The organism is Endozoicomonas sp. OPT23, from assembly GCF_009653635.1.
GTDB lineage: Bacteria > Pseudomonadota > Gammaproteobacteria > Pseudomonadales > Endozoicomonadaceae > Endozoicomonas_A.
The window spans coordinates 100,431-126,161 of the sequence record NZ_PPFD01000002.1; the positions used below are offsets into that span (position 1 = coordinate 100,431).

General features: G+C 46.9%; 26 protein-coding genes and 1 riboswitch. Of the genes, 12 read left to right on the forward strand and 14 right to left on the reverse strand.

Annotated features, from left to right (window positions below):
- Window positions 1-44: 44 nt before the first annotated feature.
- The 3 genes from EOPP23_RS02320 to mobB all read right to left on the reverse strand — a co-directional run bounded on the left by EOPP23_RS02320 (window position 45) and on the right by mobB (window position 3,240).
- The gene (locus EOPP23_RS02320; RefSeq protein ID WP_153764378.1) at window positions 45-1,223 is read right to left on the reverse strand and encodes a Na/Pi symporter; all 1,179 of its coding nucleotides are present in this window, start codon (window positions 1,221-1,223) and stop codon (window positions 45-47) included.
- A 227-nt stretch (window positions 1,224-1,450) separates the two neighbouring features.
- Entirely contained in the window at window positions 1,451-2,704 is a 1,254-nt protein-coding gene (gene moeA, locus EOPP23_RS02325) for a molybdopterin molybdotransferase MoeA (RefSeq protein ID WP_153764379.1), read from the reverse strand.
- A complete protein-coding gene (gene mobB, locus EOPP23_RS02330; RefSeq protein ID WP_153764380.1) occupies window positions 2,701-3,240 on the reverse strand; it encodes a molybdopterin-guanine dinucleotide biosynthesis protein B in 540 nt (179 codons plus the stop codon). The genes moeA and mobB overlap by 4 nt, the downstream gene beginning before the upstream one ends.
- Window positions 3,241-3,395: 155 nt before the next feature.
- Between mobB and EOPP23_RS02335 the strand changes: the two genes are divergently transcribed.
- The 3 genes from EOPP23_RS02335 to EOPP23_RS02345 all read left to right on the forward strand — a co-directional run bounded on the left by EOPP23_RS02335 (window position 3,396) and on the right by EOPP23_RS02345 (window position 8,546).
- Window positions 3,396-4,946 (forward strand): NAD(P)/FAD-dependent oxidoreductase, encoded by a 1,551-nt coding sequence (locus EOPP23_RS02335; protein WP_153764381.1) that lies wholly within the window; start codon window positions 3,396-3,398, stop codon window positions 4,944-4,946.
- Between the two features lie 187 nt (window positions 4,947-5,133).
- A riboswitch (molybdenum cofactor riboswitch) is annotated at window positions 5,134-5,302 on the forward strand.
- Window positions 5,291-6,304: a GTP 3',8-cyclase MoaA gene (gene moaA / locus EOPP23_RS02340; RefSeq protein WP_153764382.1), complete on the forward strand. Its 1,014-nt coding sequence runs from the start codon at window positions 5,291-5,293 to the stop codon at window positions 6,302-6,304. (Overlaps the previous riboswitch by 12 nt.)
- Window positions 6,305-6,464: 160 nt before the next feature.
- A complete protein-coding gene (locus EOPP23_RS02345) occupies window positions 6,465-8,546 on the forward strand; it encodes a PhoX family phosphatase (RefSeq protein ID WP_153764383.1) in 2,082 nt (693 codons plus the stop codon).
- A 125-nt stretch (window positions 8,547-8,671) separates the two neighbouring features.
- Here EOPP23_RS02345 and tatB read toward each other — a convergent pair whose 3' ends face one another.
- The 4 genes from tatB to EOPP23_RS02365 form a co-directional block, all read right to left on the reverse strand.
- Entirely contained in the window at window positions 8,672-8,896 is a 225-nt protein-coding gene (gene tatB / locus EOPP23_RS02350; RefSeq protein WP_194842463.1) for a Sec-independent protein translocase protein TatB, read from the reverse strand.
- 11 nt (window positions 8,897-8,907) lie between these two features.
- Window positions 8,908-9,111 carry a twin-arginine translocase TatA/TatE family subunit gene (tatA, locus tag EOPP23_RS02355; protein ID WP_153764385.1) on the reverse strand — a complete coding sequence of 68 codons (204 nt, stop codon included), beginning with the start codon at window positions 9,109-9,111 and terminating at the stop codon, window positions 8,908-8,910.
- 68 nt (window positions 9,112-9,179) lie between these two features.
- Window positions 9,180-9,779, reverse strand: coding sequence for a type II secretion system protein (locus EOPP23_RS02360; RefSeq protein WP_228550537.1), 600 nt, complete (start codon window positions 9,777-9,779; stop codon window positions 9,180-9,182).
- A gap of 5 nt (window positions 9,780-9,784) precedes the next feature.
- Window positions 9,785-10,099 carry a GIY-YIG nuclease family protein gene (locus EOPP23_RS02365; protein WP_153764386.1) on the reverse strand — a complete coding sequence of 105 codons (315 nt, stop codon included), beginning with the start codon at window positions 10,097-10,099 and terminating at the stop codon, window positions 9,785-9,787.
- 180 nt (window positions 10,100-10,279) lie between these two features.
- On the opposite strand from EOPP23_RS02365, the gene EOPP23_RS02370 reads away from it, so the two are divergent.
- Window positions 10,280-11,026 carry an ABC transporter substrate-binding protein gene (locus EOPP23_RS02370; protein ID WP_153764387.1) on the forward strand — a complete coding sequence of 249 codons (747 nt, stop codon included), beginning with the start codon at window positions 10,280-10,282 and terminating at the stop codon, window positions 11,024-11,026.
- A gap of 8 nt (window positions 11,027-11,034) precedes the next feature.
- On the opposite strand, the gene EOPP23_RS02375 is transcribed toward EOPP23_RS02370, so the two are convergent.
- The 5 genes from EOPP23_RS02375 to EOPP23_RS02395 form a co-directional block, all read right to left on the reverse strand.
- Window positions 11,035-12,597 carry a hypothetical protein gene (locus tag EOPP23_RS02375; protein ID WP_153764388.1) on the reverse strand — a complete coding sequence of 521 codons (1,563 nt, stop codon included), beginning with the start codon at window positions 12,595-12,597 and terminating at the stop codon, window positions 11,035-11,037.
- Between the two features lie 145 nt (window positions 12,598-12,742).
- Window positions 12,743-13,270 carry a chalcone isomerase family protein gene (locus EOPP23_RS02380; RefSeq protein ID WP_153764389.1) on the reverse strand — a complete coding sequence of 176 codons (528 nt, stop codon included), beginning with the start codon at window positions 13,268-13,270 and terminating at the stop codon, window positions 12,743-12,745.
- Window positions 13,267-13,770: a DUF2878 domain-containing protein gene (locus tag EOPP23_RS02385; RefSeq protein WP_153764390.1), complete on the reverse strand. Its 504-nt coding sequence runs from the start codon at window positions 13,768-13,770 to the stop codon at window positions 13,267-13,269. The genes EOPP23_RS02380 and EOPP23_RS02385 overlap by 4 nt, the downstream gene beginning before the upstream one ends.
- 116 nt (window positions 13,771-13,886) lie before the next feature.
- Window positions 13,887-14,543, reverse strand: a complete 657-nt coding sequence (locus EOPP23_RS02390; protein ID WP_153764391.1) for a ChrR family anti-sigma-E factor — start codon at window positions 14,541-14,543, stop codon at window positions 13,887-13,889.
- On the reverse strand, window positions 14,540-15,058 hold the full coding sequence (locus EOPP23_RS02395; protein WP_228550538.1) for a sigma-70 family RNA polymerase sigma factor: 519 nt from the start codon (window positions 15,056-15,058) through the stop codon (window positions 14,540-14,542). The genes EOPP23_RS02390 and EOPP23_RS02395 overlap by 4 nt, the downstream gene beginning before the upstream one ends.
- A gap of 252 nt (window positions 15,059-15,310) precedes the next feature.
- Between EOPP23_RS02395 and EOPP23_RS02400 the strand changes: the two genes are divergently transcribed.
- The 8 genes from EOPP23_RS02400 to EOPP23_RS02435 all read left to right on the forward strand — a co-directional run bounded on the left by EOPP23_RS02400 (window position 15,311) and on the right by EOPP23_RS02435 (window position 24,681).
- Window positions 15,311-16,654, forward strand: a complete 1,344-nt coding sequence (locus EOPP23_RS02400) for an NAD(P)/FAD-dependent oxidoreductase (RefSeq protein WP_153764393.1) — start codon at window positions 15,311-15,313, stop codon at window positions 16,652-16,654.
- A complete protein-coding gene (locus EOPP23_RS02405; RefSeq protein ID WP_153764394.1) occupies window positions 16,651-17,451 on the forward strand; it encodes a DUF1365 domain-containing protein in 801 nt (266 codons plus the stop codon). The genes EOPP23_RS02400 and EOPP23_RS02405 overlap by 4 nt, the downstream gene beginning before the upstream one ends.
- 2 nt (window positions 17,452-17,453) lie before the next feature.
- Window positions 17,454-18,671 (forward strand): cyclopropane-fatty-acyl-phospholipid synthase family protein, encoded by a 1,218-nt coding sequence (locus EOPP23_RS02410; protein ID WP_153764395.1) that lies wholly within the window; start codon window positions 17,454-17,456, stop codon window positions 18,669-18,671.
- Window positions 18,671-19,240 carry a DUF3833 domain-containing protein gene (locus tag EOPP23_RS02415; RefSeq protein ID WP_153764396.1) on the forward strand — a complete coding sequence of 190 codons (570 nt, stop codon included), beginning with the start codon at window positions 18,671-18,673 and terminating at the stop codon, window positions 19,238-19,240. The genes EOPP23_RS02410 and EOPP23_RS02415 overlap by 1 nt, the downstream gene beginning before the upstream one ends.
- The gene (locus tag EOPP23_RS02420) at window positions 19,237-20,013 is read left to right on the forward strand and encodes an SDR family NAD(P)-dependent oxidoreductase (protein ID WP_370514586.1); all 777 of its coding nucleotides are present in this window, start codon (window positions 19,237-19,239) and stop codon (window positions 20,011-20,013) included. Before EOPP23_RS02415 ends, EOPP23_RS02420 begins: the two co-directional genes overlap by 4 nt.
- Before the next feature lie 94 nt (window positions 20,014-20,107).
- Complete coding sequence (gene glpT / locus EOPP23_RS02425) at window positions 20,108-21,457, forward strand: glycerol-3-phosphate transporter (RefSeq protein ID WP_153764397.1); 1,350 nt, start codon at window positions 20,108-20,110, stop codon at window positions 21,455-21,457.
- Between the two features lie 123 nt (window positions 21,458-21,580).
- Entirely contained in the window at window positions 21,581-23,230 is a 1,650-nt protein-coding gene (locus tag EOPP23_RS02430; RefSeq protein WP_194842465.1) for an acetolactate synthase large subunit, read from the forward strand.
- Window positions 23,231-23,244: 14 nt separating this feature from the next.
- Window positions 23,245-24,681 (forward strand): aldehyde dehydrogenase family protein, encoded by a 1,437-nt coding sequence (locus EOPP23_RS02435; protein ID WP_153764399.1) that lies wholly within the window; start codon window positions 23,245-23,247, stop codon window positions 24,679-24,681.
- A gap of 8 nt (window positions 24,682-24,689) precedes the next feature.
- On the opposite strand, the gene EOPP23_RS02440 is transcribed toward EOPP23_RS02435, so the two are convergent.
- Together EOPP23_RS02440 and EOPP23_RS02445 are read right to left on the reverse strand one after the other, a co-directional pair.
- Window positions 24,690-25,073 carry a nuclear transport factor 2 family protein gene (locus tag EOPP23_RS02440; protein WP_153764400.1) on the reverse strand — a complete coding sequence of 128 codons (384 nt, stop codon included), beginning with the start codon at window positions 25,071-25,073 and terminating at the stop codon, window positions 24,690-24,692.
- A gap of 126 nt (window positions 25,074-25,199) precedes the next feature.
- Window positions 25,200-25,631 (reverse strand): DUF2147 domain-containing protein, encoded by a 432-nt coding sequence (locus EOPP23_RS02445; RefSeq protein ID WP_153764401.1) that lies wholly within the window; start codon window positions 25,629-25,631, stop codon window positions 25,200-25,202.
- Window positions 25,632-25,731 lie beyond the last annotated feature (100 nt).

The following is a 25,731-nucleotide window of genomic DNA, read 5'->3' on the forward strand; positions in this document are numbered from 1 at the left end:
AGTGAAGCAGAAAGCTTCACTCCAATCAGCAAGTTAAGAACTGCTTACTGGGCGAGCAGAATACCCAGTCCAGGTATGACAAAGAAGGCCATAACCAGATAAACAAAGGCATAAATTTTGCGTTTTACCGCCAGGTCAGCCAGTTTTTCGGCAGCCCAGAGTGGAATCTCACGCAGTGGCTTGATGCCGTAGATAACCAATACAGCCAGCAGGTTGAAGAACAGGTGCACCAGGGCAATAGTCATTGCCGGCAGAGCTGCAGAGCCAACAACCGCGGTAGCCGCTAGCAGAGCTGTGATGGTTGTACCAATGTTGGCACCCAGTGTTACCGGATACATCTGGCGAACCGTAAAGACGCCGGAGCCAACCAGTGGCACCATCAGGCTGGTGGTGGTTGAGGAAGACTGAACCATAACGGTCATAACCGTACCGGAAGCAATACCGGACATTGGGCCGCGACCGATAGACTTGTGCAGTACATCTTTGGCACGACCTACCATTACTTTCTTCAGCAGCTTGCCCAGTTTCACAACTGCGGTGAAGATCAGACCGATACCGATAGCAATCATCGCCAGTCCGCCCAGTGTATGGTCAGGCAGTGTGCCCGCGAAACCTTTCACGATTTCTACAGCAGGCTTGGTCAGAGGCTTGATGAAGTTGAAGCTCTTGATGTCCATGGAAGAACCACCAACAACGGCTTCAGCAACGTAAACAGACATGCTGCTCAGGAAGCCGGTCATGATTTCCAGTGGCAGGAATATCAATACCGCCAGATAGTTGAAGAAGTCATGAACTGTGGAAGCAGCAAAGGCACGCTTGAAGGACTTGCTGCAGCCCATGTGACCCAGACTTACCAGGGTGTTGGTAATGGTTGTACCGATGTTGGCACCCATGATCATCGGGATCGCCATTTCCACCGGCAGGCCACCGGCCACCAGGCCCACAATCACAGAGGTTACGGTACTGGAAGACTGTACCAGGGCTGTAGCAAGGGTACCTGCTACCAGTGCCAGAATGGCGTTGTTAGCAAAGCTGAATAGTTCAGCTGCTGCTTCTGCGCCACCCACGGCCATTTTAAAACCGGAGCCTACCACGCTTACTGCTACCAGTAGAGCGTAGACCCACAGGATAACGCGCATCCAGATCCTGCCATAATGGCGGGTTGTCAGCTTATAGTCAGCGTTTGCTTTATTAGTGCTGACTGTGCTCGTTGCTTCAGACATTTTCTGCACCTTGGTGCTATACAAAATTGATGAAAGCGAACTTAATGGTCTTATGTTTCAGAAATGTTACAACAATGACATTTTTCTGAAATAAACTGTGAAAATCTGACCATACCAGCTTCACAATACCCTGTTCGTTTTCGCTCTATAAACCGAATAATGAAACCACAAAACCGGCGCCGCAAAGGACACCGGTAAAGTCATGAATCTGTTTAATGCAGTGCAGGCTAGAAAAGTGCTCGGTCGAACATCTGCACGGTCACAGTTTCTCCAGCATCAACATTCCCCTGAGATGTGGGCAGAACAATATAACAGTTAGCCATACTCATGGAACGGAGGATTCCCGAACCCTGACTACCGGTTGTTACGACTTCCAACTGGCCGTCATCATTGGTAGAGACAATGCCACGCTGGAAATCCTTTCGACCCGGCTGCTTTTTCAAAGATGTACGGCAGATTGCTTTCAGTTCTATACCCGGCTCAGGTTTGGCGCCCATCATATGCAGCAGCGCCGGAATTGCAAGCTGTTGGAAAGTAACCGTGGCAGAAACAGGGTTGCCTGGCAGACCAAAGAAGACACTGTTGGGCAGTTTACCAAAGGCGAAAGGCTTGCCTGGCTTGATCGCCAGTTTCCAGAAAGAGGTTTCACCGACTTCGTTGAGAACATCCTTAACAAAGTCCGCGTCCCCTACGGAGACACCGCCTGATGTCACAACCGCATCGGCCAGTTGATCGGCTTCAGCAAAGGCTCTGCGCAGCTCATCACGATCATCTTTCAGAAGACCAAGGTCAATTATTTCTGCCCCCAGCCGGTTCAGCATGGCTTTCACAGCAAAACGATTACTGTCGTAGATGTCGCCATGATCAAGACGTTCGCCAGGGAGTTTCAGCTCGTCACCCGTGGAGAACAGTGCAACCTTTACCCGGCGATAAACATCCAGTTCGGGAATGCCAAGAGAGGCCAGCAAGCCAAGGTCTTGCGGACGAACCCGGTGTCCTGCCGTGAATACTGTCAGACCTTCCTGGATGTCTTCACCCGCCAGTCGAATATTGTTGCCGGTTTTGACAGGTTTCTTCAGAAACTGAACAGTGGCTCCTGAAGAGCTTTTGTCACAAAAGTCTGTGTGTTCCTGCATGATCACTGTGTCAGCACCCGCTGGAATACTAGCGCCGGTCATGATCCGTACACACTGACCGGCAGGCATATCCCCCTGAAAAGGGTGACCTGCCAGAGAGTTGCCCGCAAGTGGCAGAGAGTCCGTATTTTCCAGATCAGCCAGTCTCAGGGCATACCCATCCATGGCTGAATTATTGTGGGACGGCACATTAACTGGTGACACCACATCTTTAGCCAGCACGCGGTCAAGACAGAACTGCATATTGATACGTTCAATATCAGTTACTGCGGTTGTTTCGTTGATCAGGCGACTGAGGCCTTCTTCCAGCGGCATAAGGCCGGGGGCGGAACAGCAATCACTCATTGAGCGCTCTCCTTTAAACAATCCAGTATGTAATCAGCAATCTGTTCAGGCTGGTTGATGTCCAGCTGAGGAATGGGTGTTTCCTGAGGTTCGGTAAGATCCCAGGCAATAGCGATAATGTTGTTATCTTTCGGATGCAGCAGAGGCCGTTCAAATGCCTGTCGGTGCAATTCAATCTTGGCAAAAGCTTGATCACGAAACCCTTCAACAATTACCAGGTCCAGCTGACGGGTATCCAGCAGTTTCAGTTGATCGGTCAGTAACGGGTCTGCTGGCTTTGAATATTCGGTGTAACAGATTGACCGTTCCGGTGTGCTGAGTACTAATTGGGAACTGCCTGCTTTTCTCAGGCGATAGCTGTCTTTTCCCGGTGTATCTGGGTCAACACTGTGATGGGATGCTTTGATGATACCGACACGAATACCTTTGCTGACCAGTATGGGGACCAGCTTTTCAAGCAGTGTGGTTTTACCTGTACCACTGAATGCGGCGAAGCCGATCAATGGCAGGGGAAAGGACTCTATGCGTTTCAGCATGAATGTTTCCGTCTGTAGTCTCCGGCTGAGTCTATTGGACAATTCTCACCAGTACAATCCGTGTACCTCTTTTTCGCCAGACGCCTTGTGCCCACGTAAACCAAAGACTGTTGGCTACAATGAATCTAAGGAAAAGGAACTTTGAGGTTGGTTGAATGGGGCTTAACAAATCAGGAAATGGCGTAAGCGGGGGAGCGATCTATTCACCACCAGAGATAAGCAGTAAAGCTGTGCTGGAAAACGGAAAAACCCTCACAGCTTCGGGAAGAGTGTTGGAAACGTCCAGATCTGACAATAAAATTACGGCTGAATCACATTCAGAACCAAAGGCTTTAGCGATTGTAGAGCGAGAGATTTCTCTGCCTGTGACATCTCAGGGTGAATTAATTTCGTCGGAGCAACTCAGTAAAATAGTAGCAAGGCAATATTTTGATCAGGCAATGACAGTCGGCAGTCGCGCAGAGCTTGATCGCACTCGAATGGAGTGTTTCAGGAAAGAAGGTATCAGGCATTTTCCGGTAGTTGTTGCTGGTGCGGGGCCCGCAGGTTTAATGGCCGGTATTGAAGTTGCGAAACAAGGGCATAAAGTATGTATTGTTGAAGCCCGCGATGAAGGTGGCTGGGATATCCGTTCATCTGTCCTGTCAATCTCCAGTCATGAAATTGATTATTTTTTGGAGCTTCTGGACGCTCTTGAACTGAGTCGTGGCAAAGATTATGTATTTTCGCACAGGAAAAAATCGGAACCGACACATCATAAATCTTTAGGGAAATTGCAGGAAAAAATCAGAGGCAATCGATATAAGACAGAGTTACAGGTAGACGTTATTCAGCGAATTTTAATGGCTGCAGTAGAAGACCTTTACTCGGAACAGATTACCGTTGAAAAAGGATTCTCTATAGAAGAAATTGAACCGTTTTTACAAACGGTTCAAGCAAAAGGTAGTGGAAAAATTATAGCTTTTGATAACTTTATTCATGCAGATGGTACCTCAGGTTTTACAAGGCTTTTACTTGCTCAGGATTTTGATATTCCTATTGATGAAACTGAATTTGAACACTTTAAAAGCGGTTGGTGTCAGTGTGCATATGTTCACTCAGAAGAACTTGAGAAACTTCCGGCATCAGTAAGTATTGATATCTGGAAAGCGAAGTACAGTTCGCTTGAATTGAAAAAGTTGCAAGATCTCGGCTGGAAGAGCTCAATGTTGCCCGATACTTATCTTTTGAAATCACACGATAAGTCCCGCAAGGTCTGGGTGGCAGGTGAGTGTCCAGACAACCTGAGCAAGAGCAAGCAGCTGGAGTGGAATCGTAATATCTGTAAGGTTGCACTGTCTCAGGCCCGACTTAATCAGGCCGCAAAATTAGAAGATCTCTCGATTGTTCAAAGAGCAGCCGGTGACGAAAGGTCATTGAAGAAAAATAAGCTCAGTCAAAATGTATTTGAGCTGGAAAAGGCTCAGCTGGACTCTCCAGAATGTACTTTGGTTTTTGGTAAATCGATAGCCATAGGTGATGCTGCAAAAACACCCGTTTTTTTTGATGGTGATGGTGTTTCAAAAGCTCTTGATGACGCGCAGAGAATCAAAATCAGAAAAGCATACAGAGATGACCAGGAAGCTGATGACGATGCCACACTTGTTTCAGAATTATCGGAAGAGTTTGATTCTGATGGTGATAGCTATGAGTCCGATTCAGAGTGAAAGGTCTGTTTTGAACAATGAGGCAAGGAGTTTAAGAACTAAGCACGTTCTCCATTACTGCAATCATCTTACCCCGACAAGCTTTTAGTCTTCGTTTAGAATAACGAGAGTTTAAGCTCTAAACGTTGCCTTACCTATAAGGTGGCATGGCCTTTTCAGGAGTATAAGAGTAGGATTCATTTCACAAAATTTGCTATAGCGCCGAGCTTTTCAGCCTAAGCTGCATTGCCATAGTTTATGGATGATGTCAGTAAGGTTCGAAAGCCGCAGTTGAATGAATAACTCATCAACTGCCAGGGTTCCAACAGAAATGTTTGAGCCTCCCGTACTTGGAAAGGTGTGAAATGAACTCGCTGCAACAATCTATACAAGGCAGCCGTGAGCTGCTGCAAGACAGTCAGGGGCGCTCCTTTCCCTATTTAAGGTTGTCACTGACCGACCTCTGTAACTTCAGCTGCAACTACTGCTTGCCTGATGGTTGTGGAGAGCACCATCACAAATCGACACTCTCCCTTGAAGAAATAACACGACTAGTGTCTGCTTTTGCAGTGTTAGGTGTGGAAAAAATTCGTCTGACCGGTGGTGAGCCGACTCTGCGTTCGGACTTCAGGGATATCGTTAGAGTCATCAAGTCTGTGCCCGGTATCAGACGAGTGGCCATGACAACCAATGGCTACAAGATGGACCGTCGGGTGGAATCCTGGCTGGATGCGGGCGTTGATAACATCAATGTCAGCGTCGACAGTCTTGACCCAAGAGCATTTGAATTGATCACCGGTCATAACCGCCTGCAGGAAATTCTTGGCGGTATGGATAAAGCTTTTGCCAAGGGTTTACCTGAGATTAAGGTGAATGCGGTACTGATGAGGGGTGTCAATGATGTTCAGCTTCAGGATTATCTCGACTGGATAAAACATAAACCCATCACCATGCGTTTTATCGAGCTGATGCAGACCGGTGATAACGGTGCTTTCTTTGATAAGTACCATGTACCAGGTCAGGCGATCAGAGATCAGCTGCTTGAACGTGGCTGGGTTCGTATGACCCGTATGAAAGACGCAGGTCCAGCTCATGAATACTGCCATCCTGATTACGTTGGGCGTATTGGCCTGATCACGCCTTACTCAAAAGATTTCTGTAAAGACTGCAACCGCCTCCGGGTCACCAGTCAGGGACATTTACAGCTTTGCCTGTTTGCCGATGGTGGTCATGACCTCAGGCATTTACTGCAGAGTGACGATCAGCAAGAAGAACTGATTGCTGAAATTCAGAAGGTATTGCGACTGAAAGTCGATGGGCATTTTCTTGATCAGGGGTATACAGGTAATACCGCCAGCCTGGCGCAAATTGGTGGCTAAACAAGAGAACTACAAAGACTGTCATTGTACCGACACAGATTTGAAACAGTTATGTCACAGCTACGACATCTAAAGGACATTCTCCTGAAATAAGTCCGTCGTTTAATAGCACTAGCCATGAGGATTGGTCATAACAAGTGCTATTAAGCAGGGACTTAAGATGAGTAAATTTACTTTCGATCCAACCATATATAATAAATCTGATAACAAACCTATCTCTACGGTTCTTGAAAAAGAACTGAGCCGCCGAGGCGTGCTTAAGCGTGGTGGTATTCTGGCGGCTTTTGGTGCTGTTGCCAGTACGGGTTTGGTGGGTTGTGATAGCTCATCCAGCAGTTCAAATTCAACTACCCCTGCATCTCAGGATTCTTCTCTGACTCTTGGTTTTGATTCGATTCCTGGATCAAAACTGGACAGTGTTGCTGTTCCTTCCGGCTATTCAGCGCAGGTTCTTGCTCCATGGGGAACACCTCTGAATTCAAATGCGAATCCATGGAAAATCGACGGTAGCAACACTTCTGATGATCAGTTGAATTCTGTGGGCATGCACCATGACGGTATGCATTTTTTTCCACTGGAAGGAAGCAGTACTGAAGGCCTTCTCTGTGTAAACCATGAATATATTGACCGTAAAGCTTTGCATCCAGAGGGTCGAGTTCATGCTCCGGTAAAGTATGATGAAATTGTTCCACCCTTTGCTGCTGAAGAGGCACGGAAGGAAATTTATGCTCACGGTGTTTCGGTTATTCATATACGACTGACTTCAGGTGTTTGGGATGTTGTTGCCAATAGCCCATATAACAATCGTTTTACCAGTGCGACTGAAATGGATATTTCCGGTCCGGTTGCGGGCAGTGAATTGCTGCAGACCCCTTACACCGAGTCCCGAGGCAAACTGAATATTGCCCGGGGTACCATGAATAACTGTGGTAATGGTCATACGCCCTGGGGCACTTACCTGACTTGTGAAGAAAACTGGCCGGGTTACTTCGTTCATAAGGGAACCATGACCGAAGGCGAAGATAGAATAGGGTTTGGTGACAGGGGCAGTCGTTATCAATGGGATACGATTCAGGGGGACAGTGTTATAGGCGAGTTCAGTCGCTTTAATATCACGCCCACCGGAGCCAATGCCACAGAGGATTACCGCAATGAAGCAAACGGCCATGGCTATATTGTAGAAATTGATCCCTTTTCACCAGGCTCAAAAGCAGTAAAGAGAACGGCTATGGGGCGTTTCCGTCATGAAGACTGTTCTTTTGGCAAGGTAGAAGCAGGTAAACCTATTGTTTACTACTCCGGTCATGATGGTCGTTTCGAGTATATTTATAAATTTGTTTCCAAAGAGCTCTGGGCTCCTGAAGATGCCAATTCAACCAATAAACTGGCGACAGGTGCCAAGTATCTGGATGAAGGTGTTCTGTATGTAGCCCAGTTTAATGAAAGCGGAAAAGGTGTCTGGGTGCCGCTGGTTGCATCAACGCCAATCCCTGGTACAGATGAAACGCTTGGCGGCCGACTCGGTTCTCTGGCGAATATTATTCTGAATACGCCTCTGGCTGCAGACTGGGTAAAAGCTACTCCAATGGATCGCCCTGAGTGGACTGCTGTTGATCCTGTTACTGGTAGTGTCTACGTAACTCTGACGAATAACACCAAGCGCAATAATACTGATGACAGCACCAGCAACGATACCAATGTTGCCAACCCAAGAGACAATAATAAGTTTGGGCATATTATTCGCTGGGATGAAGGTTCAGAGGCTACAAGTTTCAGCTGGGAATTCTTCCTGTTTGGTTCTCCTGCTGCTGGTGATGTCCAGACCAACCTGTCTGGTTTGACTAGTGCCAATGAGTTGGCCAGCCCTGACGGCCTGGTATTTGATGATCGTGGCATTCTATGGGTTCAGACTGATAACGGTGCTGATGAAGTAGAGGAAAATACCAACGATCAGATGCTGGCCATTATTCCATCCGAACTGAGCAGTAAGGGTGATAAAGCTGTGCTTGGGTCCGAAAACCAGGATCAGCTGAAGCGCTTTTTTGTTGGCCCTAACGGTTCTGAAGTAACCGGTCTGGCCTTCACCGGTGACAATAAGAACTTCTTTATTAATATCCAGCATCCGGGTAACTGGCCAGCCTATGGCACCCGTAATGCAGCAGAAGCTTCCAGTGATGATGTAAGACCACGGGCAGCTACTGTAGTTATCACAAAGGATGACAGTGGCGAAATTGCTGTCTGAGTAAGCACCGTTTGAGTAAGTACAACTGAAAAAGCCTGGTTTTGAATGCCGGGCTTTTTTAATTCAGGGAAGAATAGTGCTTTATAGAGAGTCAGTGAGAAGTGGCAATCAGCAAGAGAAGAAAGCTAGTCGGCTTTCTTCTTGGTAGATGGAGTATCAGAAAGTTCCTGCTGTATCTCATCCAGCTGCAGCTCACGACTGACCGATTCCTTCATACTCTGGACTCCATTTTTAACTGCCCTGATAGACTGACCTGTTTTACGGAGAGTCTCAGGCAATCTCTCCGGCCCGAGAACAACCAGAGACACTGTTGTAATCAGCAGTAGCTCAAAAAAGCCTATATCAAACACAGAATGCGTCCTCAGGCTTTTTCATGGGCCAGGTTCTTTTCTTTTACGTCATCTGATTTTGATTCATCGCTGTTGTCAGCCACGCTGGCTCTGAATCCCTTGATAGCGCCACCGAGGTCACCGCCAAGCCCTTTCAAACGTTTCGTGCCAAATAGCATTACAACAATGAGAAGAACGATTAGTAGCTGCCAGATACTGATTCCACCTAAACCCATTTTTCCACTCCATCAAATTGTATTGGATGTGAAAATAGTAAGGGCAAAGTATGGAGGATTTATGACAGCTACTTCACGGGAGACAGTTCTTTTGGGTACGAGCCACCCGTTAAACAGACAATGCCACCGAACAACCCATTCTCATATCTGAGCTTTCCGTCGGCATCTGAATCTTCCTTACTGAAAACACCGTCGACCTCATAGTTGACCTGCTGTGCAAGATCACCCGGTACCAGCCAGATGCAGGCGGAGATAGAGCAGGAAGGCGAAGATTTCTTACAGCCATCAGGCGTACTACCCCGAACCCAGTCTGTGCCGTCTTCCTTAACCAGCAGCTGTGCAGCATTGTAAACAGGGTGATCAATATACTGTTCACCACCATACCAATAGTCCTGATAGGGAAGATAAGGTCTTTGCCAGTTTGAGGTGCCCGGGTTTTTTATCAGGTGATCTATTTTAAGGTATCCATAGGATGGATCGGTGTCTGAGGTTATGGTCAGAACTTCGCCAGTGTCGCTTGTATATTGTTCTGCGGCACTCAGCATTGATCTCAGATCATTGATTAATCTTGCTGACTCACTGCTGGTGGCAGCGTAGCTCGTTTTGCCAAGAACAAGACAAATTACTGCCAGCGTAACTCTGGATTTATAAAAAGAGATAGATTGCATTGGCTTTACGGCTCACTTTGCAGGTTGACTTCAGAATAATCGGAGACCTGATTGCGTCTCGATAACAGCAATATGTCTTTTTGCTGACGAGAGAGCTTTTTGATTTCAGCTTCGCGAACACTGGCTGAAGAGCGGTCTGAAAATGTTTCTACGAAAACAAGAGAGCTGGGCTTTCTGCCATTAAAAAATCGGGCACCGCCTTTTATCTCACCTGAATGTTGCCGCCAGCGTCTTCGCAAATTAGTCGTGATGCCGGTATATAAAGTGTTGTCACATGCCTTAATTATGTAAACAAGCCATATCTCTTGCTTTTTGTGCATCTTTTGGAAAATAGTCCTGATTGATGATGTTTTTTGATGAGTAATCTTTTTTAGGGGTATGGGCTCTTTTATACTCTGCGAGCAATTATGAATATACCAAGGCTCACTGTACTGAATACACAGATATAACCAATAACAATGAACTGTATTTTGTAGGGTTGGAGCTACGGATGACCAAAGGTGTCTGAAACCATGCGAGTAAAGCAGTTTTTATCCCTGGGCTGTGGTCTGCTTTTGTCTGGAATAACTCTGGCGGCTGACTTCAAGCTTTATACCGAGAACTTTCCTCCCCTGAACATGACCTCCAATGGTTCCGCCTATGCTAGAAATGACAGGGTATCGGGTTTTGCAACGGACATTGTCAGGGAGCTGTTCAGTAAAACAGATTTGAGTGTCAGCTATATTCTGAAAGACTGGGACAGTGCCTATGGGGATGCACAGAGCACGTCTGAAACGGGTGTTTATTCCACTTTTCGAACCCCTGAGCGGGAAGACAAGTTCAAGTGGGTTGGCCCGCTTTACAACGAAGACTGGGTCATTCTGGCCAGAGCAGATACTGATGTGAAAGTTGATACGCTGAAAGGGCTGCACAACTACAAGGTTGGCTCCCATGAATCGGATGTGGTAACAGACTTTTTAGTAGAGCAGGGAATTTCGATTAAGCCTGCCAAAAATGATGCAGTGAATGTTATACGTCTGAAGACTGGCGATATTCAACTCTGGGCTGCCAGTTCACTGACAGCGCCTTATATTGCTGCCAATTTCAAAGTACCTGTTAAAACAGTTCATACTTTTAACAGCAGTGGACTTTGGCTGGCGATGAATAAGGAAACAGACTCTGAAGTGATTGAGCAACTGAACCGGACTCTGCAGGAAATGCATAAGTCCGGAACTGTGCAGAAGATGATTGATAGCTACAATATCTGATTCAGAGCTCAGCTGGTCTGGTTTGGAGCTGCCTCATTGCGAGCAGCTCCCAGCTGGTGAGCTGTTTTTTCGACCATATCCTGAACCTGCACTCGCAGCTCCTGCTCTTCTTTACGCTCTTGTAAAAGCTCCTCAGCCATAATCTCGCGTTTCATGTAGAAGCCAGCCAGACTGAGAATAACGCCTGTAACAGAAGCTATAAGTGCCAATGAACCAAACCAGATAAAAGCAACGATACCGACCATCTGCTTGTCGACTTCACTGGGAGAGTCAGTACCAAACGCGTACATGGCCAGACGATAAACCTGATTCTGATTCATCAGGTGGTTGATACCCGCCTGGGTGCTGCGTTGTTCATTCTTGAGTCGGAATATCTGATCTTCAACGCCATTGATCTTACTTGCGATAATGGTCAGTTCGGACTCTTTTTCACCCGTATATTCTTTCAGCTCAGACTCGCGCTGTTGTCTGTCTGAAAGCAGGTTATTACGGCTTTGACTGGTACCGGTGATAATGTTGCTGCGTAATCTGGCGTTGGCCTGGTCTTTATCTGCGATTTCCTGTTTCTTGTCTGCAATGCGCTGATTGATTTCTGCGATGCGGCCTTCGTACTTATTGTTCAGGAAAGCAATCTGTTGCTTGAGTTGTGATTCCATGGACGCCTGTTTTTCAATAGCATCGCCACCTAGATAGCCAGTGGTGATCTGGTCAATCTGTTTGTTCTTCTCGGCAATCATTTTACGATAACGACTTTCTATACCGCCGCGGGTAAAGAAGTTGGCTTTAGCCAGTTTGCCAGCCATCTCTTCTTTAAGAACAGCCAGTTCGCCAAGCAGTCTTTGTTTTTCAGTTCGGCTGTCAGAAAGGTTATCGAGAAGCAGGGCTGAGAACTTACCTTCAACTTCCTGTCGTTCGCTGTTCCAGTCCTGATAGTAGCCATCTCTGCGCTCTATCAGTGCACCGACTTCAGAGTCCAGCGTTTCACGGTAGCTGTAGTCGATACCAGACAGTTTCTTGGCAACACTGGCATTGATGCTTCCCAACTGAGTCTTGTAGTTGCTTTCGATACTTTGCTGAATCGTACTGGTTTCGTTGTTTAGGTCTTCAGAGGTGAAGGTTTGAATACGTTCTTTGCGTGTGTTCAGCAGAGCAATTTCAGACTCAAGGTTCTCTATGTTGTTCTGACGCTTATCGATCTCGTAATTCAGGCTGGAGAAATTACGTTCAAAGCCATTCAGCATGGTTTCAAAAGTGATCAGGCATAGGAATGAGACAAAGAACAGAAACAGCCCTTTCCAGAGAATGCTTTTCACTGACATAAAGGCAAATGTCAGGGGAATTTTACAAAGCTCAACCACAGCTACCAACAGGAAAGGAAGGCCGGCAACCAGCATGGAAGAGTGTGTATTTAATATACTGGTAGAGTCTTTGGCCGAGGCTGAATCGTTGGCTGCCAGAGCCATCACCATAGATATGGTCAGGCCAATCATTACAGCAATGATCTCTACGGACCAGGCCAGTTTAATCAGAAAATTGGCGTTTTTTCCGCGATAACTTTTAGAAAAACTCATAACGTCCACTACCTGACAAATAATTTAATTTGGGAGTGCTGCAGATACTGGACAGTCCTGAAATGCTTGAGCAGGGCAACTCTGAATCAGCGGTTTCAATGACTATAGGTGTGGTTAAGAGAGGGGATTAAGAAGGTCGGAGTCTTCATCGACAAAAGGAGTTTTCAGGCTCGCTGGTGGTTTTGCCCGCCAGCAGTTTCGAACGCATGTTTGGCTGGCTGGTTTTTTCAGAAAGCCAGATAGCAAGAAATGACGAACCGAAATCCTTATCTTTAATAGAGCCTGCCAACTGATCATTAAAAAAGAACTGGCTGGTGTTCGAACAGTCAACATACAGTTCCAGTGAATCACCTTCTTTTATATCAGGCCATATCTTCAGAAGCTGGCTAAGCCATTGCTCGGAGTCAGGGTGTGACAGACCTTGCTCAGCCCACTCCTCGCGGGTTCTGTTGACCAGGCCTTTAGCTGAGAAATCTCTCAAATAGGTGATCTTTAGTTTCAAAGGGATACGGTTTGGAATGTAAAGGCCATCCGGTGTCAGAAGCTCAATATCATAAACAGACCAGAACAGAACATTGAGGCGAGCTTTACCTACCTGCTTGAAACTGCTGGAAGCCAGAGCATTGGGAGCAGCGAACAAAAGAGATAATACAATCAGCGTACGAAGAATCATGCAAACTTCCTGCTCAGCCAATGATTAATCTGAAAAAACAGCGGCATTAGCACAGCCCAGATAAAGGCAAGGACTGTGAGACTGAAGATAAGGCTGAAACCAAACTCGACAGCGCCTAATTGAACCCCCGCAAAGTAACTGGAGGAACCACCAATAGCACCAAAAACGGCCGCCAGTTTGGGAGAGCCTGCAAGGAAGTTCAGGCTATGCCTTAACGTTGCAGCAAAGGCACACCAGAGCAGAAGCAGCCATTCAGGCAACCAGATAGAGTCCTTGAAAATAAAGAAGCCACTCCAGCTGAGTAGCTGATCTATTTCAATTCCAATGCTGGCAACAATCAGAATCAGTAAAAACTCAGTGGGATGTTTTCTGTGGATAAAACCATGAAGCAGAAGCAGGGCAGCGGTTAAAGGCAGAAAAGCAGTCTGCCCCCAGACGGCAGAAAGCCAGGTCAGGTAGAACCATACGCCGTTGAAAACCATTTCCCTGTTCAATGTCATTCTAAAGTCCGACAGGCTCCTTGTGCAGAAAAGCCTTGATATACGTGCAGTTGTTATCCCCGCGTAAGCGGGGATAACCTGCGTATTTTTTGTATGGCTTTCAGCGCTTAGCTGCACTAGAGCCCGAAAAATGGTTGCAGCAATCTGGGTACCAAACCCTCGAATTTTAAAGGTGCATCAGTGGCAATCAGACAGATACATGCTTCATGAGTATCGGCAACCGGCTGATGTTTTGTATCAGGGTCAAGGTCTTCCAGGTCTCCTGCCTGAAAGCGTCCACACTCGTCGGTGTAAGAGCCCTTCAGTACCAGCGTTAATTCGGTTCCTGAATGTCCGTGGGATGGCAGGCAGGTGCCGGGAGCAATCTTCAGGAGTTTGAGCTTGCCTTCTGCGGATGGCAAGGCAACCTGTTTCATTCCTGGAGCCAGTGTTTTCCATTCCAGCTGGTCAAACTCCGCGTGCCCCAGGAGCCGCTGAAGAGCAGAAGGTACTTCACCGTGCTTGGGAGGCTTTGGAATGGGAGCTGCTGAACTTTGATGAGGCTGAATGTTGAGCATTTGAAGAATATCGTCTCTGGCCCCTGTCGACATAGACACTGGTGAACATTCTTCAACCAGTGAACTGCCAAGGCTTTCCGCAGAGGCTCTTCTTTGTCGACAGTCAGAGCAGTGTTCCAGATGGCAGGAGATCACTAAGGACATGGAATCACTGAGGCTGCCAGCGGCATAGCTCATTAAGGTGCTGATATCAGGGTGGTGATGAATAATAGTCATTGGTTGCCTCCCAACTGCTTGCGGAGTTTCTCAAAGGCCAGTCTCAGTCCGGATTTAACACTGCCCAGTGGAATGGCCATTTCATCGGCAATTTCCCGGTGGGTTTTCCCTGAGAAATAGACCTGATGAATCAACTGAGCCTGCTGGCAGGGCAGGTTTTTAATAAGCTGTTTCAATTTATGACTGTCAGTAAATTCTGTCTCAACGGGTTCGCTTATGTCTTCGTAGCAATCGAGGGAGGAGAGCCGATCAGGTTTGAACTTGCGAAGATGATCTATCCAGAGATTTCTGGCGATGGTAAATATCCAGGTGCTGGCTGTCGCTTTCTCAGGATCAAAACTGTCGCAACGACGCCAGACTGACAGCATAGCTTCCTGAACCAGTTCTTCAGCAAGAGAGCTTTCAGCCCCTCGCATAATGAGATAGCTTTTAAGTCTGGGGGCAAAAAAATCATAAATTACCAGAAACTGACTCCTGCTCCTGTATCGGGCAAGGTCCACAAGGTTACTGGCCATTTGCGCCGAGCTTTGCCCGGGGCTCTGTCCAGTGCCTGGCTCGAACTTTGTGTTATCTGTTTTTATGAGTGCGTCAGACATTTCAGGTATGGGCTGTTGTCGTTTAAGAATGACAATTGTCTTTCATACGATCTTACGTCCGAACCGGATCACCTGACTATAAACTTTTTTGGCAAAGCACCTGCCCATGATCCAAAAGTTCCCGATAGCCGTAGTAGAAGATAACGACTTTTCTGGAGCAGTTTCGACAACATGGAACAAGATAATAAAGACACGCCATTAAATATTGCGGTTATTGGCTCTGGAATATCAGGCTTATCCTGCGCCTGGCTGCTTTCCCACAAACACAAAGTCACTCTTTATGAAAAGGACGATCGGCTTGGTGGTCACAGCCATACCGTCAGAGTGAATCTGGATGGTAAAACCGTTGATGTTGATACCGGCTTTATCGTTTTTAATGAAAACACCTACCCCAATCTGAAAGCATTTTTTCGCAATCTGGGTGTTGATGAAGTTGCCACGGACATGTCGTTTGGTGTTTCCCTGAATCAGGGAGCGCTGGAATATTCCGGTTCCGATTTAAATGGCATTTTTGCTCAGCGCAAAAATCTTCTGAAGCCGTCTTACTGGCGAATGCTTCGGGACATTCTCCGCTTCTATAAAAAGAGCGAAGAGTGGTTGAAGACATTAACTCCAGAAATATCTCTCGGACAACTGCTGAAGAAAGAAGGTTTCAGTAAAACTTTTATCAGAGACCACCTGCTGCCCATGGGTGCAGCTATCTGGTCTACCCCGGAAGATAAAATGCTGGATTACCCGGCACTGGCTTATCTTCGCTTCTGCCAGAATCATGGCCTGCTGCAGGTTTCAGACAGACCCCGCTGGCTGACGGTTATGGGCGGGAGTCGAAACTACGTTAATAAATTAGCCGATCTGCTGGGTAACAGTGTTCAGCTCAATCGTTGTGTAAAAGACGTTAAACGATACGACGACCATGTGTTGGTGGAAGATCTACAGGGTGATGTGCAATCGTTTGATCATGTAGTGATGGCTTCCCACGCAGACACCAGCCTGTCGTTGCTGGCAGAGCCTGATGAGCTGGAACAGCACCTGCTGGGTTCTTTCTCTTTTCAGCGCAATCGTGCCGTGCTGCACAGTGATGAATCGCTGATGCCGGAGAACAAAAGAGCTTGGGCCAGCTGGAACTATCTCGGCTCCGAGAGCGGTCAGGGACCATCGGTGACCTACTGGATGAACCGGCTGCAACATATCGACAGTCGATCCTTGTTTGTTACGTTGAATCCGGGGCAGGAACCGGCAGCAGAAAAAATTCACGGCTGTTATCTTTACGATCACCCGGTTTTTGATCAGGCGGCCATGTCCGCTCAAAAGCGACTCTGGGAGTTACAGGGAAGAAACAGAACCTGGTTTTGCGGTGCCTGGTTTGGTTACGGCTTTCATGAAGACGGGATTCAGTCCGGTCTGGCCGTAGCCGAAGCATTGGGCAATGTTCGTAGACCGTGGACGGTGGCCGGAGAAAGTGACAGACTGATTATTCCCGATACCGATAAGACAGCTGGGAGCATTCAGGGATGAATTCAGTGCTGTTCACAGGACGGCTGATGCATCACAGGTTTCAGCCCAGGGTACACCAATTTAGCTATCGTGTGGTTAGCTGGCTGTTTGATCTTGATGAGCTGGAACAGCTGAATCAAAACTTCCGGCTGTTTTCCAGAAACCGATTCAACCTCTTTTCTTTTTTTGATCGTGATTACGGTGATGGTTCTGACTGTTCTCTAAAGCAGCGTGTGAATCAATTGCTCGAAGAACATCAGTTAGAGACAGCAGAAAATATTCGATTGCTCTGTTACCCGAGGGTACTTGGTTATGTTTTTAACCCGCTCTCGGTTTATTACTGTTTCTCTGCTGAAAAGCTGACGGCCATAGTTTATGAAGTGAGTAATACCTTTGGAGAGCGCCACAGTTATGTAATGGCGGTTTCTGAAAGCCCCGGTAATGAAAACATTGACCAGCTTGCAGATAAACAAATGCATGTTTCTCCTTTCTTTGAACGAGATTGCTTTTATCGTTTTGCAGCACCAAAACCGGCTGAATTACTGAAGCTGAGCATTGAGCTTTTTAAAGGCGAGCAGAAGCTTTTTATTGCGGCATTGAATGGCAAAAGAAAGTCCATTACCGATAAAGAGTTACTGACTGCCTTTGTCTCTATTCCGTTTCAGACAATAAAAGTCATGGTCACTATTCACTGGCAGGCGTTAAAACTGTGGCTCAAAGGTATTCCTTTAGTCAGGCATGAACCGCTGGAAAACAACCATTCATCCAGCAAGGGGAAACTTTCTCCTGAGGCAATAACGGCATCTATGGAGACGTAGTCATGACAATCGGCAGCAGTCAGCAACTCGGTGACAGTCAGACGAACAAGGCAAGCCCTTATGGACTGACCTGGTTGTCGCGCAAACTCTATCGCTCCAATGTCAGTCAGATTCGATTACTGTTGCCTGGCGGTGAAGCGCTCGCCATTGGTGTCCCTCACTATGAGCAGACAACACCGACTCTTGAGATTAAAAGCCCAGCCAGAGTCATTCGACATGCCCGGGGCGGCATTATTGGCTGGGCAGAGTCTTATATTGATGGTCACTGGCAAACACCGGATTTACGACAGCTGGTTTCGTGGGCCATGAGGAATGAAGAGGCGCTGGAAAAAGCCTTCAAGCCAAGCTGGTTCAGCCGTAAGCTGAATCGTCTGCTACACCGGCTGAACAATAACAGTAAGCGGGGAAGCAGACGGAATATTGCCGCCCATTATGATCTGGGTAACGATTTTTATCGTCATTGGCTGGACGACACCATGACTTATTCCAGCGCTATCTTCAGCACAGAAGAACAGAGTCTGGAAGATGCTCAGAACAACAAGAATCAAACTCTCCTGAATATGCTTGAGCTGGAGCCTGAACATTCGGTGCTGGAAGTAGGTTGTGGCTGGGGTGGCTTTTCCAGGGTCTTGAACGACGCGGGTCAGCACCCTTACCTTGGTGTGACCTTATCAAGGGAACAGCTGCAATACGCTAAAGATCATGCTCCTGCAGATGCTGATCAGCAGTTTAAGTTACTGGATTATCGAGATCTGAAAGGCAGCTATGACCGTATTGTTTCTATCGAGATGTTTGAAGCGGTGGGCGAGTCGCACTGGAATAGCTATTTCAAAAAGATTCGTGACAGCCTAAAACCTGGTGGAGTCGCTGTGATTCAAGTGATCACCATCGAAGACGAACGCTTTGCTTCCTACCGTAAAAATGTCGACTTCATTCAGCGGTATATTTTTCCCGGCGGTATGCTGCCCAGTCACAGTGTTCTGCAGGAAAAGATTTTTCAGGCGGATTTGAAGTTGGAAAAGAGTATTGCCTTTGGGCCTGACTACGCACGAACACTTCAGCATTGGCATCAACGATTCAATCAGCGCTGGCAGGAAATAAATCAGGGTAAGTTTGATTCAGCCTTTCGCAACATGTGGAACTTCTACCTTGCCTACTGTGAGGCAGGATTTAACAGCGGCAGTACCGATGTCAGGCTTTATAAAATCAGAAGGTCATAATGAAAAAATTCTGCTTTTTTTTCTCAGCACTGCTTGCTCTGACCGTTCTTCCGGGATGCACGACTATGGATATTGAATACTATAAAAATGAAACACCTGAGCTAAAGGTTGAAGAGTACTTTCTGGGAGAAACCCTGGCCTGGGGTATGTTTCAGGATCGTTTTGGCAAGGTGAGAAACCGATTCAAAGTAGTGATGAGAGGCAGGGTTGAAAATGACACTCTGATTCTGGACGAACAGTTTGAATATTCTGACGGCACAACATCGGACCGACTTTGGAAACTGAAGATACTGCCTGATGGCCACTATGAAGGCAGTGCCGGAGATGTTATCGGCAAAGCGATAGGGAAATGGGCCGGTAACAGTTTTAACTGGAAGTATGAAATGGATCTGGCCGTGAGTGGAAGCAACTGGCGAGTGTCGTTTGATGACTGGCTCTATCTGCAGGAAGACGGCACATTGATTAATATTGCTACGGTCAGCAAATGGGGCATCAAACTGGGAACTCTGACGTTTGTGTTCGCCAAGGAAAAAGGCATGGCTGAAGCGTTCAGAGGGCTTAAACAGTGAGTGCTGATAACGGCTCTGATAAACCAAAAATCATATGGATTACCGGAGCCAGCCAGGGAATTGGTGAAGCCCTGGCACTGCTGACGGCAAGTCAGGGAATGACAGTGATTGCCAGTGCCCGAAGCCGGGAAAAGCTTGAGCAACTGAGTGCCAGAGCTGAAAACTTGAGCGGCGAAATAATTCCAAAACCTTTGGATATCCTTGATCGACTTTCTGTTGAAAATACGATTAAGAGTATTGTTGAGAATCATGGGGACATTGATCTGGCTGTTTTAAATGCTGGCACATTTATTCCTATGGATGGAAAAGAGTTCAGGGCTGATACAGTGAAGCAGCATCTGGATCTCAACGTGATGGGAACCAGTTATTGTCTTGAACCTTTGATTGAAATAATGAAAGGGCAGGGCAGCGGGCAGATCGCTATTAATGCATCTCTGTCCGGTTATCGTGGTTTGCCAACTGCAGCAGCCTATGGTGCTAGCAAGGCTGCCTTGATTAACATGGCAGAATGCCTGCACCTGGAACTAAAGTCGTCAGGTGTAGATGTAAGACTTATTAACCCTGGCTTTGTTAAAACGCCTTTAACGGATAAAAATACATTTCATATGCCCTTTCTGGTGTCTTCTGAACAAGCCGCAAAAAATATTTTGAAAGGACTTAATGGCAGTGGCTTTGAAATTCGTTTTCCGACAGCTTTCGCCGGCATCATGGGGTTATTGAGAGTTATGCCTTATCGCTTATATTTTTATCTGGCAGGAAAACAGCTTAATTAATCAGTAACCCCTTATCAGAAGCGCTCCTTAAAACTTGCTAAATCCTGATTCTGGTCTGCAATAAGGCTTGGATTAGAATCAGGAGTGTATGCATATGCTGGGATTTCTCAGTCCTCCTGCTCATCAGGAGCAGATAGCGGAACAAGATGTTGATGAAACCTATAAAAAACTTCGCTTTCAGGTACTACTGGGAATAATCATTGGTTATGCCGCTTATTACCTGATTCGCAAAAACTTTTCTCTGGCTATGCCAAACCTGATTGAACAGGGATTTACCAAGTCCGAGCTTGGCTTTGCTCTATCAGCGGTCTCTTTTGCCTATGGCTTCAGTAAGTTTTTAATGGGTAACCTGTCTGATCGCAGTGATGCACGGAAGTTTATGAGCATTGGACTTATTCTTTCTGCACTCACCATGATTTTTATGGGCATCGCGCCGTTTGCGACGGCTTCTGTAACTGCCATGTTTGGACTTCTGTTTTTGAATGGCTGGTTCCAGGGCATGGGGTATCCAGCGGGTAGCCGAGTGATGACCCACTGGTTCTCGGTTCGGGAGCGTGGTGTCAAATGGGCTTACTGGAACACCTCCCACAACCTCGGTGCGGGTCTTGTAGGACCAATGGCTATCTTCGCCATTTACCTGTTTCATGACTGGCATTCCCAGCTCTGGTTTCATGGTGTTGTGGCGTTGGTTTTTGCAGGGTTTACCTGGATGCTGTTAAGGGACACGCCGCAGTCCTGTGGTTTGCCCAGTATTGAAGAGTGGACTGGAGAACGACTTAAATCTTATGATGCCAGTCATGAGCAGGAGATGACCGCCAAGGAGATCTTCTTCAAATACGTCTTTAACAATAAGCTGCTTTGGTACCTCTCACTAGCTAATGTCTTTGTCTATCTGGTGCGTTATGGCGTGCTGGACTGGGCACCCACCTATCTGTCAGAAGTAAAAGGCTTCTCAATGGCCCAGAGTGGCTGGGCCTACTTCCTTTATGAGTTTGCTGGCATTCCGGGCATTCTGCTTTGTGGTTGGGCATCTGATCGTTTCTTCAAAGGCTGCAGAGCACCTGTCAGTATTTGCATGATGGTGATGGTGTCTATTGCCATCGTGATCTATTGGCAGAACCCTGCTGGTAACCCTCTTATAGATAATCTCTGCCTGATCATTGTTGGTTTCTTCATCTATGGTCCTGTTGTGCTTGTAGGGCTGCAGGCTGCTGATTCAGCACCCAAAAAAGCCACAGGTACGGCAACAGGTCTGACAGGGTTGTTTGGCTACCTGGGTGGTGCACTCTTTGCCAACCTTGCCATGGGCGTTATTGTGGACGTGATGGGTTGGAGTGGTGGATTCATCCTGATACTGGTTGCCTGCTTCATGGCCATTCTGTTTCTGACCATGACTATGAAGAGAGAGCGTGAAGATAAGGCCGGGCTCTTCGGACAGGGTTAACAGACAGGACATCTGATTCTTCAGATCAGAGAATTAATCAAAGGTAAAAGCCATACAGACTTCTGTATGGCTTTTTTTTGTCGATGAACTTAGACAACGAATGAAACCTGAGCGAACTGTTTGATGAAAGCCTCTGATCTTTTTGTGAAATGTCTGGAAGAAGAAGGAATCGAATATATTTTTGGCGTGCCCGGCGAGGAGAACGCTGACTTTATAATGTCCTTGAGTGAGTCAAAGAAAATAAAGTTTATTCTTACCCGGCATGAGCAGGGCGCTGCTTTTATGGCTGAGGTCTATGGTCGCATCACCGGGAACGTTGCTGGTTGTCTTGGTACTCTTGGTCCTGGTGCCACTAACCTGTTAACCGGTGTTGGTGATGGCAATATGGATCTGGCTCCCATGCTGGTGCTGGCTGGTCAGGGTTCGTCACAACGACTGCATAAAGAATCTCACCAGATCATGGATGCGGTTTCCATGTTCAAACCTGTGACCAAATGGTCCGAGACAATTCGTCATCCTGATAATATTCCCGAGATGGTTCGAAAGGCTGTTCGCTTGGCCAGGTCAGAGAAGCCCGGAGCGGTATTTCTGGAACTGTGTGAAGACATCGCCAGTATGGACACCAGTTCAACGCCTCTTTCGGTCAGACGTTATCCAAGACCTATGCCGGAAAGTAGCAGTATTCAACAAGCCTTTGAAAAGCTGAAGGCTGCCAAAAGACCGGTCATAATTGCTGGTAACGGTGTCATTCGCATGGAAGCTTCTGACAACCTGCGACGATTTGTTGATGCCACAGGTATCGGCGTCATCAGTACCTTTATGGCCAAAGGCTGTATTGATATGGATGATGATGCCTGTCTTTATACCATCGGTTTAGGTAGAAAAGATCTGGTGGCCTGTGCAGTCGATTCGGCTGATCTGGTATTCACCATTGGTTATGACCTTGTGGAATACCATCCACACCTCTGGAATCCGGATGCAGATAAAGCGGTTATACATCTCGACTCCATGCCTGCAGAAATTGACAGTTGCTACCATCCTGAGTTGGAACTGGTGGGTGATATTGCTCATACCCTTGAAGCTTTGACCAAAGAAATGTCGAGCTGTCAGCTGGCCTATGATTTACGACAGCAGCAAGCCGTCAGAAGAGATATGACGCAGGAGTTTGAGTCTTACCGGGATGATGATACTCAAGGGCTTATAAGACCACAGAAGGCTATCTGGGATGCCAGGGCGGTTCTGCCACCTAATGGTATTCTGTTGTCAGATGTCGGCGCCCATAAAATGTGGATCGCCCGTCACTACCATTGCCATGAACCTAATACCTGCCTGATGCCCAATGGTTTCTGTTCCATGGGCATTGCACTTCCTGGTGCCATAGCAGCCAGTATGGTCAGACCTGACCAGCAGGTTCTGGCCATTTGTGGTGATGGTGGCTTCCTGATGAATGTGCAGGAGATGGAGACCGCCAGACGATACAACTGCAACATGACTGTGATGATCTGGGAAGATAAACAGTACGGCCTGATTGCCTGGAAACAGATGGATCATTTTGGCAAGCACTCTCCTCTTGAATTTGATAATCCTGACTGGATGAAACTGGCCGACAGCTTTGGCTGGAATGGTCATCGGGTCGAGAATAGTCGTGATCTGGAAAAACAGCTGACTATTGCTATGAATGAGGAAGGTCCAAGCCTGGTCGTTATTCCTATTGATTATCGGGAAAACCAGCTGCTCAGTGACAGGCTGGGCAATATCTCCTGCCCGATCTGATCAGAGGAAAAAATATGGATGAGTTTAAATTGCTGGTGGATTCCAGTGAGCCTCAGGCAGGCTGGATAACCGTCAATAATCCTTACGACCTTACTCCGGTCTGCAGGGTTGCTACAGGCGACAGTCGTCATGTTGATAGTGCTCTGAACAGTGCCAGTAGCTGTTTCGAAAATAGAGAACAGTGGTTACCTGTTGATGAGCGAATCGCTATTTTCGGTCGTGCTATTCATCAGGTGTCTAAGCGAAAAGAAGAACTGGCACTGACCATTGCCAGTGAAGGCGGTAAGCCGCTGGTTGATGCAAGAGTCGAAGTGGACAGGGCCATTGACGGTCTAAAGCTGTGTATTGATTGCCTGAGAGGAGAGACTGGCTCTCTGCCTGCCATTGATGCAACAGTTACTGGTCGTGATCACATGGTTTTTACTCACCATGAGCCAATTGGTGTTGTTGTGGCTGTCAGTGCTTTCAACCACCCTCTCAACCTGATCGTTCATCAAATAGGCCCTGCCATAGCTGCTGGCTGTCCGGTTATTGTTAAACCATCAGAAGACACCCCTGTTTCCTGTCTGAAACTGGCTGATATGTTCCATCAGGCTGGGTTGCCTTTGTCGTGGTTGCAGGTGCTGATCACTGACAGCATTCCGGTAGCAGAACATCTGGTGACGTCTGAGCGTGTGGCTTTCTTCTCTTTTATTGGCAGTGCTCGAGTCGGCTGGTTGCTTCGCTCAAAACTGGCTCAGGGCGTTCGTTGTGCATTGGAGCATGGCGGTGTAGCGCCAGCTATTGTTGCTGAATCAGCTGATCTGGATTTTGCAGTATCAAGGTTACTCAAAGGTGCGTTCTATCATGCCGGGCAGGTGTGTGTGTCGACTCAGAGAATCTTTGTTCACAAGAGTCAGAGCCAGGCTTTTATCAAGAAGTTTTCACTTGAAGCCAAACAGTTAAAAGTGGGGAATCCGACAGAAGATACAACAGAAGTCGGGCCACTAATCAGGCTGGCTGAAATCGACAGAGTTGAAGAGTGGGTTAATGAAGCTCGGCAGAATGGAGCAACAGTTACTTGCGGTGGTCAGAAGGTCGGTCAGACCTGTTACATGCCAACCGTTATTGTTGAGCCGTCAGTTAGCGACCGTGTCAGTCAGCAAGAAGTATTTGGGCCTGTTGTTTGTATCTATGAATACGACGATATCAATACAGCTATTAAACAGGCCAATGACCTGCCTTTTGCTTTTCAGGCTGCTGTGTTCAGTAATAATCATCAGGAAATTTTACTGGCTTATAAAAAGCTGAATGCATCAGCCATCATGGTTAATGAGCATACTGCCTTCAGAACAGACAGCATGCCTTTCGCTGGTTTGAAAACTTCAGGTCTGGGAGTCGGAGGTATTCCTCATACCTTTAAAGACATGCAGATAGAGAAAATGATGGTGATGCACAGCCCTCACGGTTAAGTCATAAATTATGATACTTCACTGCAGTGTGCGTGCCATATTTTCCAACCCAGCTCACTTTTTTCCAGGCAGTAAGTGACTTTGAGTTGTACTGTTTTGGTGACTTCCGGTTCACCTTCCTCGTGGCCTTCCAGTGACCAGAACAGGGCGCAGGTTGCCATCTTATCGTTGGTTCTGAGCATGGCGATTTCATAATCCACCTTACTGATCTCCCAGAGACCAAACATCATGGTGAACCAGCCTCTGATTTCATTACGACCCTTCATACTTTCACCGCTCTGATCCCAGAACAGTGAGGCATCTAAATGGTGGGTCATGACACCCTGAATATTCCTTTTTTCAAAATATTTTTTATGTTGTTCGAAAAAGGCTTCGATTTCTTTTGAAACCATATCTGTCTGAACCTGATAAAAAAGAGTGCCCCTAGAAAAATAGACGAGATAAAAAGGAAAAACAAAAGTAATTAAAAGAATAAGGGCTGCAAACGCCAGCCCTTGAGCTTTTTGGTGACGGGACTCTTATTCAGCTTTTTCCCAGATCTGGGTTCTACCCAGCAGAGAAAATCCTATATAGCCTCGTACCTTCAGCTTTTCACCACCCTCGATAAGTTCCATATTGGCGCTGTAAACTTTACCTGAAGCAGGATCCAGAATTTTACCGTCATCATAACGGTCGCCGTCTCTACTCATGTTCCAGATAAAAGTCATGCCTTCAATCGGCTTGTCTTTGAGATCACCTTCACATTTGTCGCAAAGTGACCCTTTAGAGTCCGGCTTGAGCAGTGCATCAATGCGTCCTTTCAGCAGTCCGTCTTCTTCCCAGATAGTCACCAGCGACTGGGCTTTTTTGGTTTCGTCATTAATGGTTTGCCATTTTCCGGTGTAATCATTGGCTGAGGCCATAAATGGCAGAAGCAATAATGAAGCTGTTAGCAGAATCTTCTTGAACATCTTTAACCTTATTGTATTTTCTTGTGATGAGTATGTAGATAGACGAATCGAACATTAAGTTGCTGTTTGCCCGCCGCAGGCGGGCAAACAGCTTATACAT

Excerpts from the sequence above, each read along its gene's own strand:
- EOPP23_RS02320 (WP_153764378.1), bottom strand. The coding sequence starts at position 1,223 with ATGTCTGAAGCAACGAGCACAGTCAGCACTAATAAAGCAAACGCTGAC.
- moeA (WP_153764379.1), bottom strand. The coding sequence starts at position 2,704 with ATGAGTGATTGCTGTTCCGCCCCCGGCCTTATGCCGCTGGAAGAAGGC.
- mobB (WP_153764380.1), bottom strand. The coding sequence starts at position 3,240 with ATGCTGAAACGCATAGAGTCCTTTCCCCTGCCATTGATCGGCTTCGCC.
- EOPP23_RS02335 (WP_153764381.1), top strand. The coding sequence starts at position 3,396 with ATGGGGCTTAACAAATCAGGAAATGGCGTAAGCGGGGGAGCGATCTAT.
- moaA (WP_153764382.1), top strand. The coding sequence starts at position 5,291 with ATGAACTCGCTGCAACAATCTATACAAGGCAGCCGTGAGCTGCTGCAA.
- EOPP23_RS02345 (WP_153764383.1), top strand. The coding sequence starts at position 6,465 with ATGAGTAAATTTACTTTCGATCCAACCATATATAATAAATCTGATAAC.
- tatA (WP_153764385.1), bottom strand. The coding sequence starts at position 9,111 with ATGGGTTTAGGTGGAATCAGTATCTGGCAGCTACTAATCGTTCTTCTC.
- EOPP23_RS02360 (WP_228550537.1), bottom strand. The coding sequence starts at position 9,779 with ATGCAATCTATCTCTTTTTATAAATCCAGAGTTACGCTGGCAGTAATT.
- EOPP23_RS02365 (WP_153764386.1), bottom strand. The coding sequence starts at position 10,099 with ATGCACAAAAAGCAAGAGATATGGCTTGTTTACATAATTAAGGCATGT.
- EOPP23_RS02375 (WP_153764388.1), bottom strand. The coding sequence starts at position 12,597 with ATGAGTTTTTCTAAAAGTTATCGCGGAAAAAACGCCAATTTTCTGATT.
- EOPP23_RS02380 (WP_153764389.1), bottom strand. The coding sequence starts at position 13,270 with ATGATTCTTCGTACGCTGATTGTATTATCTCTTTTGTTCGCTGCTCCC.
- EOPP23_RS02385 (WP_153764390.1), bottom strand. The coding sequence starts at position 13,770 with ATGACATTGAACAGGGAAATGGTTTTCAACGGCGTATGGTTCTACCTG.
- EOPP23_RS02390 (WP_153764391.1), bottom strand. The coding sequence starts at position 14,543 with ATGACTATTATTCATCACCACCCTGATATCAGCACCTTAATGAGCTAT.
- EOPP23_RS02395 (WP_228550538.1), bottom strand. The coding sequence starts at position 15,058 with ATGGCCAGTAACCTTGTGGACCTTGCCCGATACAGGAGCAGGAGTCAG.
- EOPP23_RS02400 (WP_153764393.1), top strand. The coding sequence starts at position 15,311 with ATGGAACAAGATAATAAAGACACGCCATTAAATATTGCGGTTATTGGC.
- EOPP23_RS02405 (WP_153764394.1), top strand. The coding sequence starts at position 16,651 with ATGAATTCAGTGCTGTTCACAGGACGGCTGATGCATCACAGGTTTCAG.
- EOPP23_RS02410 (WP_153764395.1), top strand. The coding sequence starts at position 17,454 with ATGACAATCGGCAGCAGTCAGCAACTCGGTGACAGTCAGACGAACAAG.
- EOPP23_RS02415 (WP_153764396.1), top strand. The coding sequence starts at position 18,671 with ATGAAAAAATTCTGCTTTTTTTTCTCAGCACTGCTTGCTCTGACCGTT.
- glpT (WP_153764397.1), top strand. The coding sequence starts at position 20,108 with ATGCTGGGATTTCTCAGTCCTCCTGCTCATCAGGAGCAGATAGCGGAA.
- EOPP23_RS02430 (WP_194842465.1), top strand. The coding sequence starts at position 21,581 with ATGAAAGCCTCTGATCTTTTTGTGAAATGTCTGGAAGAAGAAGGAATC.
- EOPP23_RS02435 (WP_153764399.1), top strand. The coding sequence starts at position 23,245 with ATGGATGAGTTTAAATTGCTGGTGGATTCCAGTGAGCCTCAGGCAGGC.
- EOPP23_RS02440 (WP_153764400.1), bottom strand. The coding sequence starts at position 25,073 with ATGGTTTCAAAAGAAATCGAAGCCTTTTTCGAACAACATAAAAAATAT.
- EOPP23_RS02445 (WP_153764401.1), bottom strand. The coding sequence starts at position 25,631 with ATGTTCAAGAAGATTCTGCTAACAGCTTCATTATTGCTTCTGCCATTT.